At 62.5% G+C, this 251-nt stretch carries 1 protein-coding gene; it reads right to left on the bottom strand.

Going from position 1 to position 251, the window contains the following annotated elements; all coding sequences use genetic code 11:
* Positions 1-251, bottom strand: a 251-nt coding sequence (locus ACW5XD_RS23985) for a hypothetical protein (protein ID WP_456497028.1), incomplete at both ends; no start/stop codon positions are given.

Below are 251 nucleotides of genomic sequence, written 5' to 3'. Positions count from 1 at the left end.
GGTTGAACACCAGGCCAGGGCTATTGGAGTAGAAGTAGACATTGCGCAGCGCAACGGGGGTGCCATCGCCGGAGGTGACCAGGGCCTCCACCTCATCCTTGGCATCTTGGGCGGGTGTGCCCGACACATACTGGTTGTCGGTCACCGTATCCAGGCTCGCCAGAATGCCACTATAGACGCAGGTCACCCCCGCCGGGGTCAGGATGGGGCTCAGGGTCGCACTGCCGGAAACCAGGTCATAGACCTGGCCA

It is taken from the genome of Aeromonas enterica (genome assembly GCF_054052465.1).
The sequence above is the reverse complement of the archived record's forward strand: the minus strand, read 5'-3'. Positions and strand labels throughout refer to the sequence as shown.